Below are 15,138 nucleotides of genomic sequence, written 5' to 3'. Positions count from 1 at the left end.
CATCACGTCCTTTGCTGGCGGGCGACTTTCTCCAGAACGGTGAGCGGCATGGCACCCATCGTCAGGATCTTGTGGAACGCCTTCGGATCCCATTGCGCGCCCGCCTTCCGCTTGGCCTCGTCACGCAACCGGACCCAGACGGTGTGGCCGATCTTGTAACTGCACGCCTGGCCCGGCCAGACGGTGTAGCGGTCGATCTCGCCCTGACTGCGACCCCGCGCGATGCCGGTGGTGGCGATCAGATAGTCGGTCGCCTTCTCGCGGCTCCACCGCTTGGCGTGCATCCCCGAGTCCACCACGAGACGCGTTGCGCGGAAGAGCAGCGACTGCAGATAACCGACTTGGCCTAGCGGATCGCCCTCATACAGGCCCATCTCGTCGGCAAGCTGCTCGGCATAGAGCGCCCACCCTTCGGAATAGCCCGAATAGAAGCCGCGGCGGCGGATCAGCGGGATGTCCTCGCTCTCCAGCGCGGACATGACCTGGAGATGATGACCCGGTACTGCCTCGTGATAGCTGAGCGTCGCCAGTCCGAATTTCGGACGGTCGAACGTGTCGCGGAGGTTGATGAAGTAAATCGCCGGTCGCGTGCCGTCCAGTGAGGCCGATTGGTAATACCCTCCGGGAGCACCGGCTTGAATCGCCTCGGGCACCCGACGGACCTCGACCGGCGCCCGCGGCAGAACGGCGAATTGCTCGGGAAGGCGCTTCGTCATCGCGGAAATCTGCCCGCGCAGTTGCAGGAGAAGCTGTTCGCGCCCCGGATCGGTATTGGGATAGAGTTGGTCGGAGCGCTTGTTGAGGGCCACCAATCGCTCGCCGACGCTGCCTTGGGTCAGTCCCTGTGACCGGAGGATGGTGTCGATCCGCGCTCCAATCTCCGCCACTTGTGCGAGGCCGAGCCTGTGGATCTCGTCGCCGGTCATGTCCACCGTGGTCGCTGCGCTGGCCGCCGCAGCGTAATAGGCGTCGCCATCGGGCAGGCGCCAGACGCCGGCATCATGGCGTGCGCGTCCGCGAAGCTCCGTTACCAGCGCGCGTTGCCGGTCCAGCGCGGGGTAGACCCGATCGCCCATCAGTTTCTCGACGTGCATCGCGCGTTCCGGCGGGAGGTTGGCCGCCTTGAGCTTGGCAGAAAGGTCCGCCACGAGACCGCTCGCGCCGGGTGCCTTGTCGCGTACGGCGGCCAGCTGTTTCAGCGTGGTGTTGAGGATGAAATCCGGGGCAAATACGCCCTTGGCAGCGTCTTCCTGCTGCCGTTCGGTTTCGGCATCGATCGCGCCGGCGAATGCCTCCACCCGCGCGACATAGGCGTCGGCGTCGGAAGCGTTTTGAACCCTGTGCTGGTTAGCCAGGAAGTCAGGGACATTCCGGTACGCGCCCGTCAGCTGCGACAGGACATAGGGCGCGTAGCGACCGGCACTGGCCCCATAGGCATATCGCTCGCCGTCTAGCACCCGCTCCAGGCCATAGCGGACGACATCATAGTCGAGGCGCGCGGCTTCGCCCAACGTGTCGCGCCGGACCGTCTTGAAGGCGGCGAGTTCCTGCCTGGCCCGCGCGAACTGTCGTGTTTGGGCAGCGCGCGATGTGTCGTCCAGTTTCATCTTCAACTGCGCGCGCGGGCCGCTATCCAGGCCGAGCGACGTTGCCTGTTCGGGGCTGTCCTCGAGGCGGGCGTAAAAGAAACGATCGAGCATCGCGCGGAAGTCTGCGTCCTGATTGCGCGAGGCTGCGAAAACCGCCTGAGGCAGTGTTGCCGCAGCTGCAGACAGGAGGCTGGTAGAGGCAAGGAATTGACGGCGGTGCATGATCGCTCCCGATGATGATGGCGACCGGCTTACTGTATTCTGTCGCTGAAATTTAAGCGATTTGTTTGCATTAAAGGATTGTGACGGGCGTTTTGCGGAACGTCAGGCGTCGGAACGCAGGCGGTAGCCAACGCCCAGTTCATTGGCGATGACGCTGCCGACCGGCCCCGGATGTTCCAGTTTCTGCCGCAGGTTGCGGATCACGATGCGGAGATATTCGACGCGCGGGTCCTCCTCGCCGCCCCATGCCGCGGCGAGCACGCGCTGGTGCGTGACCACGCGACCGACATGCCGTGCAAGCACCGCGAGGACGTCATGCTCCTTGCGGGTGAGATGGAGTTCCTCGTCGCCGCGCAACACGATCCGGCGATCGAGATCGATGCTGACGTCGCCGGTGCGCACGATCTTGGGCGTGGTTTCTGACAGTCCACGATGCCGCAGCGCCACCCGAAGGCGGGCCAGCAGTTCCTCGCTGTCGAACGGCTTGGTGATGAAATCGTCCGCCCCCAAATCGAGCGCGGTGACCTTCTCGTCGACCGCATCGCGCGCGGACACGACCAGGATCACCGCATCGCCATGCGTCCGCAGCAACGGGATCAGACTCAACCCGTCGCGGTCGGGCAACCCGAGGTCGAGCAGCACCGCGCTCGGATGCTCGACCGCCGCCTGGTGCAGCGCTTGCCGTCCGTCCCCCGCCTCGACCACGGCATAGCCCGCGCGGGTCAGCGTGTTGCGGAGCAGGCGACGGATCGCGGCTTCATCGTCCACCACGAGGATCTTTGCAGGCATTCAGGCGAGGCTTTCGGGTTTGAGATCGCGGACGATGAGCGCGGGCGGGAAGATCAACGCGAAGGCAGCGCCCGGACCGTCGTTGCGGTTCCCGGCCTCGACCGTCATGTCCATCGCCTCGGCGAACGCCTTGACGATCGCGAGGCCAAGGCCGGTTCCCCCGATCGCGCGATCGGACCCTTCGAGGCGGCGGAACGTCTCGAACACTTCGGTTTCCTTGCCCGGCGGCAGGCCGGGGCCGTGATCCTTCACCGCGAGGCGAAGCTCGCCGAATCGGTGCCGCCCTTCGATCACGATCTCGGTGCCGGGATCGCCGTAACGCCCGGCATTGTCGAGCAGGTTGAGCAGGCAATGGTGGAGCAGCTGCGGATCGGTGTAGACCAACGGCAGGTCGGGCGGGACGTCGAGCCGGACCGCATGGCCTTCCAGCGCGCGCCGCGCATCGTGCGCCGCGCCGGTCACCGCATCGCTGAGGTCGGTCGGCTCGATATTGAGCTTGAGCGCCCCCGCCTCGACCCGCGCCATGTCGAGCAGATTGGCGACGAAGCGGTTGAGCCGCGCCGCCTCGGCCTTGATCGTCCCGATCAGGTCTGGCGTCGCGCCGTGCTCGAGCTGGTCCGCCGCGGCGATGACCGCGGTGAGCGGGGTGCGCAGATCATGGCTGACCGAGGACAGCAGCGCCGCGCGCAACCGGTCGCGCGTCCGCACGGTCTCGACATCGCGCATCTCGACCTCGAGCCGCAACCGTTCGAGCACCAGGGCGGACTGGTCGAGCAGGCTGCTGAGCAGCGGCAATTGGTCGGCGCGGACCGGGTCTGCGGTCGTGTCCTTGGCGACGCCGAGCACGCCGAGCACGCGGCCACCGGCTTTTAGCGGCTGGAACAGCCATTCCGACGCCGCGAGCGTGCCCGAGCCCTTGCCGGCCGCCATGCCGGTGTCGAGCGCCCAGGTCGCGGCGGCGGTGTCCATCGTGTCGAGATGGTAGGCCGCATCGCTCGCCGCGAGGATCTCGAGGTTGGTGCCCGTCCCGGCGACGAGCAGGATCACCTGCACGTCGAGCAACCCGCCGACGTCGTCGCAGATCATCTGCGCGGCGACGTCGATGTCGTTGACGCTGGTGATCTGGCGCAGGAACCCCGCGAGCGTCGCATTGGTCCGCGCACTCGCCGCGGCGAGATCGGCCTGCGCCCGGACGCGCGAGGTCAGCTGGCTCGTCGCGATCGCGATGCCGAGCAGGACGACGACCGAGACGAGGTTCTCGGGGTTGCTGATGCTCAGCGTGCCGACCGGCGGCAGGAAGAAGAAGTTATAGGCAAGGCTGGAGGCGATCCCCGCGAACAGGCCGGTGCGCAGGCCATAGAGGCTCGCCGCGGCCATCACCGGCAGCAGATACAGCAGAGCGACATTGCCGAGATCGAGGATGTGGAGCAGCGCGCTGGCGATGCCGGTGATGCCCGCGATCATCGCGGTGGTCACCGCATAGCCACCGGGCGTGCCCCAGCGCGCCGGACGGCGGCGGCCGCGTTCGCTTGCCCCCCCTTCCGCGACCATCGGCAGCACATGGACCGTCACCCCCGGCGTATCGCGGATCACACGGTCGACGACCGAGCCGTGGAGCCATTCGAACCAGCGCGACCGCCGCGACTTGCCCATGACGAGCTGCGTCGCGCGTGCGTCGACCAGGAAGCTTTGGAGTCCCGAGACGACATCGGTCGCGGGCACGGTGGCGACCGCCGCGCCGAGCTGCGTCGCCAGCGTCATCGCGGCGGCAACGCGTTGATGCTGGAGGTCGGTGAAATGCGCCGCGCGCGGGGTTTCGATGAACACCGCGGTCCAGGGCCCGCGCAGGCCGTCCGCGACGCGCTTGCCCGCGCGCACCAGCGTGTCGGCACCGGGCAGTTCGTTGATCGCGACGACGATCCGGTCGCCGCCCGCCCAGGTGCCGCCCAATCCCAGCGCGCGAACGTCGTCGAGCATCCGCGCGTCGACCGCCTGTGCCGCGCGCCGCAGCGCGAGTTCGCGCAACGCCGACAGGTTGGATTTGGAAAAGAAATGCGACAGCGCGCGCGTCGCTTCCTGCGGCAGATAGACCTTGCCCGCCTTCAGCCGATCGATCAGCTCGTCGGGCGGGATGTCGACGACCTCGATCTCGGCCATTTCCAGCACGCTGTCGGGCACGGTTTCGCGGACGCGGACTCGGGTGAAGCTGGCGACCACGTCGTTGAGGCTCTCGACGTGCTGGATGTTGAGCGTCGAATAGACGTCGATCCCGGCGGCGAGCAGTTCCTCGACGTCCTGATAGCGTTTGGGATGACGGCTACCGCTTGCATTGGTGTGCGCGAGTTCGTCGACCAGGACGAGCCCCGGCGCACGCGCGAGGATCGCGTCCAGATCCATCTCGTACAGGGTGCGCCCTTCATAGGGGATCGGACGGCGCGGCATGATCTCCTGCCCGCGGGTGAGCGCCTCGGTTTCCGCGCGCCCGTGCGTTTCGACGACGCCGACGACGACATCCGCCCCGTCACGCCTGCGCGCCGCGCCTTCGGACAGCATTTCGAAGGTCTTGCCGACTCCGGGCGCGGCACCGAGGAAGACCTTGAGACGCCCACGGCCCTCCTGCGCGGCGGCGCGCAGGAGGGCGTCGGGGTCAGGTCTGCCGTCGCCCGAGACCGGCATCAGCGCGCGGGCGCGCCGGAGGCTGGCAGAGCGTCGAGCGCGCGGTTGAGCGCGAGGACGTTGACGCGCGGCTCACCGAGGATCGATGCATCCGTCGCATGTGTGACCAACGCGCTTACCCGCTCGACCGGCACGCTGCGGACGCGCGCGATCCGCGGAGCCTGCGCCAAAGCGGCGGCGGGCGACAGGTCGGGGTCGAGCCCCGAACCGCTGGCAGTGACCAGATCCGCGGGCAGCGGACCCGACACGCCCTCGGCACGGCGTTTGGCGATGTCGGGCTTGACGCGATCGACCAGCGCCTGGCTCGCCGGACCGAGGTTCGAGCCCGACGACGCCAGGCCGTCATAGCCCTTGCCGGCGGCCGATGGCCGGGTCTGGAAATAGCGGTCGGTCGTGAACGCCTGCCCCACGACGGTGGAGCCGATCACGGTGCCGCGGGCGTCGCGCACCAGGCTGCCGTTCGCCTGGCTCGGGAACAGTGCCTGGCCGATTCCGGTCATGGCGAGCGGGTAAACGAGCCCGAGAAGGACCGCGAACAGGATCGTCATGACGATCGCTGGTCGGAGTGCGGAAGAGAAATCCTTGCCCATTTCAGTTGATCCTTACGCGAGACCGAGGCCACCGACCACAAGGTCGATGAGCTTGATGCCGATGAACGGTGCGATCAGGCCGCCAAGGCCATAGATCGCGAGGTTGCGCGCGAGCAGCGGTCCGGCTGCCATCGGCTTGTAAGCGACGCCGCGCAGCGCGAGCGGGACGAGGCAGGGGATGATGACCGCGTTGAAGATGATCGCCGACAGGATCGCGCTTTCAGGGCTGCCCAGCCGCATCACGTTGAGCACGCCAAGCCCCGGATAGAGCACGACGAACATCGCCGGGATGATCGCGAAATACTTCGCCACGTCATTGGCGACCGAGAAGGTCGTCAGCGCGCCGCGCGTCATCAGCAACTGCTTGCCGAGGCCGACGACCTCGATCAGCTTGGTCGGATCGCTGTCGAGATCGACCATGTTGCCCGCCTCGCGCGCGGCTTGCGTGCCGGTGTTCATCGCGACGCCGACATCCGCCTGCGCGAGCGCGGGCGCGTCGTTGGTGCCGTCGCCGCACATCGCGACCAGCCGGCCGCCGGTCTGCTCCTTGCGGATCAGCTCGAGCTTGTCCTCGGGCGTCGCCTGGGCGAGGAAATCGTCCACCCCGGCTTCCGCCGCGATCGCGGCAGCGGTGAGCGGATTGTCGCCGGTGATCATCACCGTGCGAATGCCCATCGCGCGCAACTCGCCGAACCGTTCGCGGATGCCGGCCTTGACCACATCCTTGAGGAAGATCGCGCCGAGCAGACGCCCGTCCTGCGCGACCGCCAGCGGCGTGCCACCGGCGCGGGCGATCTCGTCGGTAATCCGGCGGAGTTCGGTTGCGGCTGCGGTTTCGCCCGATCCGGCATTGGCGCGCAGGATCGAATCGACCGCCCCTTTCTGGATCAGCGTGTCGCCGATCCGCACGCCCGATATGCGGGTCTGCGCGGTGAACGGGATGATCTCGGCCCCGGTCGGAAGCTCGGTCGTCGCGACGCTGAACGCTTGCCGCGCGAGCACCACGATCGAGCGGCCTTCGGGCGTTTCATCGGCTAGGCTCGCGAGCAAGGCTGCCTCGGCGAGTTGCTGCGGACTGGTACCGGAGACGGCGCGGAACTCGCTTGCCTGCCGGTCGCCGATCGTGATCGTGCCGGTCTTGTCGAGCAGCAGGACGTCGATGTCCCCCGCCGCCTCAACCGCACGACCCGACTTGGCGAGCACGTTGAAGCGCACCAGCCGGTCCATCCCCGCGATCCCGATCGCCGAGAGCAGCGCAGCGATCGTCGTCGGAATCAGCGTGATCAGCAACGCCGCCAGGATCGCCACCGGGATCGACCCGTGGGCATAAGACGCGAAGCCCGGGATCGTGCCGACCGCGATCAGGAAGATGATCGTCAGCCCGACGAGCAGCAGCGTCAGCGCGATCTCGTTGGGGGTCTTCTGGCGCTCAGCGCCTTCGACCAGCGCGATCATCCGGTCGAGGAAACCCTTGCCCGGCTCGACCGTCACCTTGACGCGGATCTCGTCCGAGATGACGCGCGTCCCCGCGGTCACCGCCGAGCGATCGCCGCCCGCCTCGCGGATCACCGGCGCACTTTCGCCGGTAATCGCCGCCTCGTTGACCGAGGCGACCCCCGAAACGACGTCACCGTCCGACGGGATCAGGTCGTTGGTCTCGACCAGCACGATGTCGCCGACCTTGAGCTGGCTGGCGGGGACCGCGTCGATGTCCCGGCCATCGCCCTTCAGCCGCTTGGCGGTGAGCTCCGCTTTGGTCGCGCGCAGGCTAGCGGCCTGCGCCTTGCCGCGTCCTTCGGCGAGCGCCTCGGCAAACGTGCCGAACAGCACGGTCAGCCACAGCCAGATAGCGAGCTGGAGCTTGAAGCCGAGCGACAGATTGTCCTGCCCGGCCATGAGCAGCACGGTCATCAACGCCGCGACCACGCCGGTGACGAACATCACCGGGTTGCGGATCAACTCTTTCGGATTGAGCTTGAGGAACGACGCCTTGATCGCGGGGACGACGAGGTCGGCCGTGAACAGGCTTTTTGTCTGGGTCTTTGCCATATTGGCCCCCGATCAGGACAGTTTGCCGCTGATCATCGCAAGATGATCGGCGATAGGACCGAGCGCGAGGCTCGGCAGGAAGGTGAGACCACCCAGGATCAGGATGATGCCGACCAGCAGCCCCACCCACAGCCCGCCCGTCGTCGGGAACGAGCCCGCGCTTTCGGGCGTGTACTTCTTCGCCGCGAGACTCCCCGCGATGGCGAGCATCGGCACGATGATGAAGAACCGCCCGACCCACATCGCGACACCCAGCAGCCCGTTGTAATACGGCGTGTTGGCAGTCAGGCCAGCAAAGGCGGAGCCGTTGTTGGCTACCGCGCTGGTGAAGGCGTAGAGGATCTCCGAGAAGCCATGCGGCCCCTTGTTGAGCGGCCCAGCGAGTCCTTGTTGCAGCACCGACGACAGCGCGGTGAGCCCGAGGATCATCAACGGCAGCACCGCGATCGCCAGCACCGCGAGCTTCACTTCGCGGCTTTCGATCTTCTTGCCGACATATTCGGGCGTGCGCCCGACCATCAGCCCCGCGACGAACACCGCTAGGATCGCGAACAGCAGGAAGCCGTAGATCCCTGCGCCGACGCCGCCGATGACGACCTCGCCGAGCTGCATGTTAAACAAGGGAACCAGCCCGCCGAGCGCAGTGAAGCTGTCATGCATGCTGTTGACCGCGCCGCACGACGCCGCGGTCGTGACGACCGAGAACAAGGCGGATGCGGCGATCCCGAAGCGGACCTCCTTGCCCTCCATGTTGCCGCCCGCGACGCCGAGATGCTGGAGCACCGGATTGCCCGCGGCTTCCTGCCAATAAGTGACGGTGACGCCGGCGAGGAACAGGATCACCATCGCCGACAGGATCGCCCAGCCCTGCTTGGTGTTGCCCACCGCCTTGCCGAACGTCCAGGTCAGCCCGAAGCCGATCAGGAAGATCGACAGCATCTGGACGAGGTTGGTCAGCGCGGTCGGGTTCTCGAACGGATGCGCGCTGTTCGCGTTGAAGAAGCCGCCACCATTGGTGCCGAGCATCTTGATCGCTTCCTGGCTCGCGACCGGGCCGAGCAGCAGCGACTGTTTCGCGCCCTCCAGCGTCTGCACGTCGACCACGCCCGCCATCGTCTGCGGCACGCCGCTGGCGATATAGAAAAGTGTCAGTGCGAGACAAATCGGCAGCAACAGGTACAGCGTGATCCGGGTCATATCGGCCCAGAAATTGCCGATCGCTTTTGCTTCGCGCCGCGCAAAGCCGCGGAACAACGCAAAGGCGAGCGCGATGCCCGTCGCCGCCGACAGGAAGTTGTGGATCGTCAGCCCCAGCATCTGGCTGAGGTTCGACATCGTGCTCTCGCCGCCATAGCTCTGCCAGTTGGTGTTGGCGGTGAAGCTGATCGCGGTGTTGAACGCGAGATCCGGCGACAGTCCGGCCAACCCCTGCGGATTGCCCGGAAGCATGCCCTGCAAGCGCAGTACGGCATAGGTAAACGCCATCAGCACAACGTTGAACAGCAGCATATGCACCGCATAGCGCCGCCAGCCCTGCTCGACGTCGGGATCGATTCCGGCGAGTTTGTAGAAGCCGCGCTCGACCGGGCCGAGCACGACGTGGAGCGGAGTACGCCGTCCCTCGTACAGCGTGAAAAGCCACACGCCGACCGGCTTGGTCAGCGCGAGCAGGATGGCAACGAAGCCTAGGATCAGGAACCAGCCCTGGAATGTCATTGGTCCGCCTCCTTCAGAAGCGTTCGGGGCGGATGAGAACCGCCACCAGGTAGAGGAGAAGGCCGAGCGCGGTCAGCGCCGCGAGCCAGAGGTCGAGGGTCATTGCCTGCTCCTCACGCGTTATCGCAGAGGCGGGCGAAGGCGAGCGTCAGCGCCACCAGTCCGACCATGATGGCGATCCAGAGAACGTCCTGCATCAGATGTCCTTTCGAGGTCAGAAGGCAGCCGTCAGCGAGACCACGACGGTGCTGCCGGCGATGTTGCCGGTGCCGTCCTGGCCCTTGCTGAAGCTCGGGCGGAGGTAGCTCGCCTCCTGGTTCGAGATGTCGGTGTCGATGTAGCTGACGTTGAGCGTCAGGTTCTTGTAGGTGGCATCCGCCCCTAGCGACCAATCCCAATAGTCGCCGGTGGGCGCGACTGCGGTGGCGTTCGGGCCGAGGCCATCCTGCCCCGAGCTGTGGCCGACATGCGCCTTGGCGGTGATGGGCGTACCGGCAACCGCCAGCGCGCCGTCACCCCACAGATAGAGGTTGTCGTCCTTCGCGCTCGGACGGTTGTAGACGCCGGCCGCGGCATCCGCGCCGGTGTTGTACCATTTGCCGATCGCCTGCTGCTTCGGCGCATAAGCGACGCCCGCGGTCAGCGTGGCGGGGCCGGTCGTGCCGGTCAGCTTGGCATAGGGCTCGGCGAAGTCGGTCTTGTCCGCCCCGCCCGGATACATGTACCAGGTCACGCCGACGTCGAGCGTCGCGCTGTTGGTCAGCTTGGTCTTGTAGCCGCCGATCAGGTCGAGCTCCATGTTGGCGCCGCCGAACGTCCCCCAGCCCGCGAGGTTCGAGGCCCAGGTGCCGACGTAGAGCCCGCTCTGGTGCGCGACCGTGATGCCGCCCTGGATCGCCATCTCCTGGTCCGACTGCGACACGCCGCGGAAGCGATAGTCGGAAGCGAGCGCGACCGACCCGGTGACCGTCAGCGCGGAAGGAGGTACGGTGGGCGGGTGTGCGGTGGCCTCGGCCGCAGCGGCCTTGTCGTCCGGAGTCGATTGCGCGTGTGCGGCGATCGGAAACATCGAGATCGCGACGACCGCGGCCGCATGACGGAACTTCATTGGTGCACCCCTTGAGCGGCGCTCGTCCCACGACGATGCCTTCAGGGATGTGCGATTAGGCGCATCCAACGTTCGATTTCGAGATCGATTCCGGGAAAACGCATAGTGCGCGCATATAGTTGGCGTATTTTTCGTCGGTTACGACCAACGCCGCCGGGGGGGCTGAAGCCTTACTCCTCCAGACCCAATGCCCCACGGTCGGCGGTTGCCGCCGCCAGTTCCGCGCGGGCGGAGGCGATGCGGGCCTGTGCGTCGATCAGGCGAACGCGCGCGTCCGTGGCAGTGTCCTCGCGCTGGTTGACCAGAAAGAAGTCGCCAGATCCGAGCTCGAACCGCCGACGTTCGGCAACGGCAAGGCGCTCGGCGAGGCTTTGTTCTTCCGCCGCGATCGTCGCCAGTCGTTCGGTCGCGCCGACCGCGATCACGATGCCCTCGACCTCGACCGCGATCTGGTCGCGCAGAAAGCGGCTGCGTTGGGTCAGCGCGTCGATTTCGGCGCGGGCTTCCGCGGCGCGGCCCTTTGCCGCGCGGTTCTGCAACGGCACGCTGAAGCGGAAGCCGACCACCGCTTCCAGTGGCGTTTTGGTCGGGCCGCCGAGCCCGACCGCGCCGACGTCCTTGCCGACCTCGCCGCGCAGGTCGAGCCGTGGCGCAAGGTCGTTCTCGGCCAGCATCAGCCGGGCGGTCGACTGGTCGATCCGAGTCAGGATCGCGCGATAGTCGGGGCGCTCGACCGGTGCAGGTCCATTGCCGCGCAGCGCCACCCCGGACAGCGCGCTGCTGTCGGGGGGCAGCCGCTCTGCCGATACGAGCAACGGTGCCCCGTTCTCGTCGCGCAGGTAGAAGGAGAGGGCATTGGCCGCCGTGGCGAGATCCTGCTCCGCCCGCACGGTCAGCGCACGCCGCCGGACGAGGTTCTGGTCGTTCTCAACCAGCAGGATGTCGGGCCGCGCGCCGAGCGTGATCTGCCGCGCGATCGCGCCGCGCCGCCGTTCGGTCAGATCGAGCAAGTCGCGATAGGCGCGCAGCCGCAATCCCGCCGCGACCCACGTCTGATAGGCATCGACCGCGCGGCGCTGAACGCCGATCGCGACCATCGCCGCCTCGAACCTTGCGACATCAATATCGGAACCCGCGACGCGTCGCCGGGTGCGCCGCTCATCCACAACACGGTCACGCAGCAACGCGAACAACGCGCCGACCTTCGCCTCGCCAAGGCGATTGGTGTAGGACTGATCCTCATACACCGGGAACGTCCCGCGCGACGCGCGATAGTTGCCGTAGAGATAGCCGCCATTGTTCGTCAGCGGCCGGGTCGCGCGGCCCTCGACGACGGTGCCGTCGTAATAGCCCGCGACCCGCGAACGCCCGTCGACATCGAACACCGTGTCGAACGCGCCGTCTGCGGACAGCGCACGTCCCTCCGCTTGCCGAACCCGTGCCAGCGCCTCGACGATCTGTGGCGCGGACCGTGCGGACGACTGCAACACCTCTTCGAGTGTGAGGGGTTCGGTCTGTGCGATCGCGGCGACCGGGCATAGGGCTGCAGCCACGAACAGGATCAGGCGGATCATTTCTTGCCGCCTTCGTCGCTGGCAGTGTCCTTCGATTCCGCAGGCTTGGCACCCGCCTTGGCCGGCGGGGCAGGGCGGCGGCCGAATTCCAGCGGGAAGTCGTTGAGCTGACGCCACAGTTCATAACCCACCAGCACGGTCTCCCCGCGCACCCAGCCGCGCACCTTGCCGCCGGGCCGGACATAGTCGCGCGTCGGCCAGGCGGGTTTGCCCGGCGCAGGTTCGACCAGGATGCGGAACAGACCGTCGGGCGCGGCATTGGGATCGATCGCGCGGACGCGGCCGTCGAACATGCCTTGCGCGACCGAGGGCCAGCCGCTGAACTGGATCGCAGGCCAGCCCTCGAATTCCAGCCGGACCGGACGGCTGGGGCGGACCAGCGGCATGTCGCGCCCGTCGACATACAGTTCGACCGCGCGCTGGACGCGTTCGGGTGCGATCACCGCAAGCACCGTGCCCGGCGACACCATCGATCCGCCGGTCGCGGCGTTGAGTTGTTGTACGCGCCCGTCGCGCGGCGCGCGAACCATCTGCGCGGACTGGCGGTTGAGCTGGATGTCGATCCGGTTAAGCTTGGCGCGCGCCTCGGCCAGCTTTGCACCCGCGTCAGCGACCTTGATCTGCGTCTGCTCATAGTCGCGGCGTGAAGCGAGCCCTTCGGCGAACAGCTGGCTTGTGCGGTTCACGTCGATCCCGGCGACCGCGCGGCTCTGCTGAACCGCGGCGATCTCCGCCTGCACTTGCGCGCGTTCGGCCCGGAGCCTGGACAGCAGGTCGGGATCGAGATCCGCGACCCGTGCGATGGGGTCGCCCTTGGCGACATGCTGTCCGTCCTGGACGTACCATTGTTCGACGCGACCGGGAACGAAAGCGGTCACCTGTTGCTGGCGGTCGTCGGGATCGAGCGCGACGACTTGTCCCGTGCCGCTCGCGGTCTGCACCCAGGGGACCAACGCCATGATCGCCACCGCGACGATGATCCCGATGATCAGCATGCCCGCAATAGTCAGTGCGATACGCGGCGCGCGCATCGACGCCAGCGTCGGAAAGTGCGCCACGCGGTCAGGCTGGTACGCCATCATCGCCTCCACGCTGCTGATCTTCGTTCATATCGGCAATCAGCGCGTCACGCGTCGCGAACCGTCGCTGTCGGTGGGGTTCGAGCCGGAACCAGCCATCGAGCGCAATGTCCTCGGGCCGACCGGTACAGAGCAGGACGGTTGTCTCCGCCGCCTTCAACCGCTGCAGCACGTCCGCCAGCCGCTGGGCGGGGATCAGATCGTAGAGCTGCGACAGCATCAGCACGCGTGGCTGGACGAGCAGCGCGTTGGCGAGCTTGAGCGCCATCACCTCGCGGATCGACAGCGGATAGCCCGATCCGGCAAGCGGGGTATCGAGCCCGTGGGGAAGCCGCGCGATCCGTTCGCGCAGGCCGACCGCGTCGAGCGCATCGAGCATTCCGCCTGACATCGCCCCCGCAGCACCAAGCGCGAGATATTCGCGGATCGTGACTTCGACGATCGTTGGCCGGTCGAGCACCATGATTTCCGAGCGCAACAGGTACATGTCGAACGTCGCCAGATCCGTGCCGCCGACCGTGACGAGACCGCGCTCGGGCACGCTGTGGCGCTTCAGCACCATCGCCAGCAGTCGCTCGGCACCCCCGTCCGCCAGCGTGACGAGCTGTTCGCCTGCAGCGACCGCGAAATCGAAACGGGCGTCCTCGATCGCGACGCCCTCGAGCCGGACTGCGCCGTCCGCCGGCGCCTGTCCCGCCGCGGCGACGGCGTGTTCCTGTGGGATCGCGAACACCAGCGACAGTTCCTCGGCGCTCGCGACGAGGTCGTACAGCGTGTCGAGATACCAGCCGAGCTGCGAGATGCCGTAAAAGACGCCGCTCAGGATCAGCTCGGCGGCGACGAGCTGGCCGATCGACAGTTCGCCCCGCAGGATCAGGTTGCCCCCAAGCGCGAGCAGCGCGGCGCTGGCGAACGCATAGAGCAGCAGGAAGGCGACCGTCTGCGCAAAGCTGTAGCGGAAATAGCGGCGATGCCGGTCGATATAGGTTGCGGTCACCGCTTCGGAGCGATCCATAGCGAAATCGAGATGACGGCTCGACTTGTAAAAACCGTTCGACCCGCCGACGCTTTCCAGCCAGCGCGCGGCGTCATGCTTGGCATGGCTGAGCGCGACCGCCGAGCGGATCGATCCGCGCGACCACAGCAACCAGATCGCGAGCACCAGTAGGATCAGCAGCGCGTTGAACGCCAGGAAGAACGGGTGATAAAAACTGGTGATCACCAGCCCGACCGCGGATTGCAGCAGAATGGTGAAGCCGCCGATCACCAGGCTCGGGATCGCCTTCTGCACCACGACCAGGTCGAAATAGCGGTTGAACAGGTCACCGCGATTCTGGTCAGCGAAGAACGGGTTCTGCGCATGAACCGCGCGCTGCGTGATCTCGGCAACCACGCGCGCGAAGAAGCGCCGCTCGAACAGCGCCATGATCCAGAAGCGGAGCGCGCTCAGCCCGGCGACGAACAGCAGCAGCAGAAGGAGCAGCCCGGCCAGCGTCCAGAGCGGGGCGGGGAGGGCGGTGTTGGCGACGCTGTTGATCAGCAACTGGACCGAGATCGGGGTCGCCAGCGACAACAGGCTGATCGCAAGGCCATAGACCATCGCAAGCCGCAGATAGGGCATGTCGGGCCCGACGATCTCCGCCAGCCACCCCGCCGCTTCGCGCCAACCGATCCGTTTTCCTGCCGCGTCCATCATCCGTCCTAACTGACCCCGGACACAGGATCGTTCCGGCGGGCTATTGGCGC

11 protein-coding genes are annotated in these 15,138 nt (G+C 66.9%); all 11 read right to left on the bottom strand.

All coding sequences use genetic code 11. From position 1 onward, the window contains the following. Window positions 1–2 precede the first annotated feature (2 nt). Complete coding sequence (locus tag AC3WJR_RS08220) at window positions 3–1,811, bottom strand: DUF885 domain-containing protein (RefSeq protein ID WP_492723826.1); 1,809 nt, start codon at window positions 1,809–1,811, stop codon at window positions 3–5. Between the two features lie 102 nt (window positions 1,812–1,913). After that, window positions 1,914–2,600, bottom strand: coding sequence for a response regulator transcription factor (locus tag AC3WJR_RS08215; protein WP_492723824.1), 687 nt, complete (start codon window positions 2,598–2,600; stop codon window positions 1,914–1,916). After that, entirely contained in the window at window positions 2,601–5,276 is a 2,676-nt protein-coding gene (locus AC3WJR_RS08210) for a DUF4118 domain-containing protein (protein WP_492723821.1), read from the bottom strand. Beyond that, entirely contained in the window at window positions 5,276–5,866 is a 591-nt protein-coding gene (gene kdpC, locus AC3WJR_RS08205; RefSeq protein ID WP_492723819.1) for a potassium-transporting ATPase subunit KdpC, read from the bottom strand. The genes AC3WJR_RS08210 and kdpC overlap by 1 nt, the downstream gene beginning before the upstream one ends. Window positions 5,867–5,878: 12 nt before the next feature. Further along, on the bottom strand, window positions 5,879–7,915 hold the full coding sequence (gene kdpB / locus AC3WJR_RS08200; RefSeq protein ID WP_492723817.1) for a potassium-transporting ATPase subunit KdpB: 2,037 nt from the start codon (window positions 7,913–7,915) through the stop codon (window positions 5,879–5,881). 12 nt (window positions 7,916–7,927) lie between these two features. Then, window positions 7,928–9,631, bottom strand: a complete 1,704-nt coding sequence (gene kdpA, locus AC3WJR_RS08195; RefSeq protein ID WP_492723815.1) for a potassium-transporting ATPase subunit KdpA — start codon at window positions 9,629–9,631, stop codon at window positions 7,928–7,930. Between the two features lie 13 nt (window positions 9,632–9,644). Beyond that, window positions 9,645–9,734 (bottom strand): K(+)-transporting ATPase subunit F, encoded by a 90-nt coding sequence (gene kdpF / locus AC3WJR_RS08190; protein WP_038665721.1) that lies wholly within the window; start codon window positions 9,732–9,734, stop codon window positions 9,645–9,647. 111 nt (window positions 9,735–9,845) lie between these two features. Continuing rightward, a complete protein-coding gene (locus AC3WJR_RS08185) occupies window positions 9,846–10,739 on the bottom strand; it encodes a TorF family putative porin (protein ID WP_492723813.1) in 894 nt (297 codons plus the stop codon). 170 nt (window positions 10,740–10,909) lie between these two features. Continuing rightward, window positions 10,910–12,313 carry a TolC family protein gene (locus tag AC3WJR_RS08180; RefSeq protein WP_492723811.1) on the bottom strand — a complete coding sequence of 468 codons (1,404 nt, stop codon included), beginning with the start codon at window positions 12,311–12,313 and terminating at the stop codon, window positions 10,910–10,912. Then, the gene (locus tag AC3WJR_RS08175; RefSeq protein ID WP_492723809.1) at window positions 12,310–13,392 is read right to left on the bottom strand and encodes an efflux RND transporter periplasmic adaptor subunit; all 1,083 of its coding nucleotides are present in this window, start codon (window positions 13,390–13,392) and stop codon (window positions 12,310–12,312) included. The genes AC3WJR_RS08180 and AC3WJR_RS08175 overlap by 4 nt, the downstream gene beginning before the upstream one ends. Further along, on the bottom strand, window positions 13,376–15,085 hold the full coding sequence (locus tag AC3WJR_RS08170) for an ABC transporter transmembrane domain-containing protein (RefSeq protein ID WP_492724228.1): 1,710 nt from the start codon (window positions 15,083–15,085) through the stop codon (window positions 13,376–13,378). Before AC3WJR_RS08170 ends, AC3WJR_RS08175 begins: the two co-directional genes overlap by 17 nt. Window positions 15,086–15,138: the final 53 nt, after the last annotated feature.

This window comes from Sphingomonas sp. FW306-05-A (assembly GCF_058782275.1).
This window is presented reverse-complemented; position numbering and strand designations above follow the sequence as displayed.

What these genes read in the sequence shown, in the direction of transcription:
- AC3WJR_RS08220 (WP_492723826.1), bottom strand. Translation starts at nt 1,811, where the DNA reads ATGCACCGCCGTCAATTCCTTGCCTCTACCAGCCTCCTGTCTGCAGCT.
- AC3WJR_RS08215 (WP_492723824.1), bottom strand. Translation starts at nt 2,600, where the DNA reads ATGCCTGCAAAGATCCTCGTGGTGGACGATGAAGCCGCGATCCGTCGC.
- AC3WJR_RS08210 (WP_492723821.1), bottom strand. Translation starts at nt 5,276, where the DNA reads ATGCCGGTCTCGGGCGACGGCAGACCTGACCCCGACGCCCTCCTGCGC.
- kdpC (WP_492723819.1), bottom strand. Translation starts at nt 5,866, where the DNA reads ATGGGCAAGGATTTCTCTTCCGCACTCCGACCAGCGATCGTCATGACG.
- kdpB (WP_492723817.1), bottom strand. Translation starts at nt 7,915, where the DNA reads ATGGCAAAGACCCAGACAAAAAGCCTGTTCACGGCCGACCTCGTCGTC.
- kdpA (WP_492723815.1), bottom strand. Translation starts at nt 9,631, where the DNA reads ATGACATTCCAGGGCTGGTTCCTGATCCTAGGCTTCGTTGCCATCCTG.
- kdpF (WP_038665721.1), bottom strand. Translation starts at nt 9,734, where the DNA reads ATGACCCTCGACCTCTGGCTCGCGGCGCTGACCGCGCTCGGCCTTCTC.
- AC3WJR_RS08185 (WP_492723813.1), bottom strand. Translation starts at nt 10,739, where the DNA reads ATGAAGTTCCGTCATGCGGCCGCGGTCGTCGCGATCTCGATGTTTCCG.
- AC3WJR_RS08180 (WP_492723811.1), bottom strand. Translation starts at nt 12,313, where the DNA reads ATGATCCGCCTGATCCTGTTCGTGGCTGCAGCCCTATGCCCGGTCGCC.
- AC3WJR_RS08175 (WP_492723809.1), bottom strand. Translation starts at nt 13,392, where the DNA reads ATGGCGTACCAGCCTGACCGCGTGGCGCACTTTCCGACGCTGGCGTCG.
- AC3WJR_RS08170 (WP_492724228.1), bottom strand. Translation starts at nt 15,085, where the DNA reads ATGGACGCGGCAGGAAAACGGATCGGTTGGCGCGAAGCGGCGGGGTGG.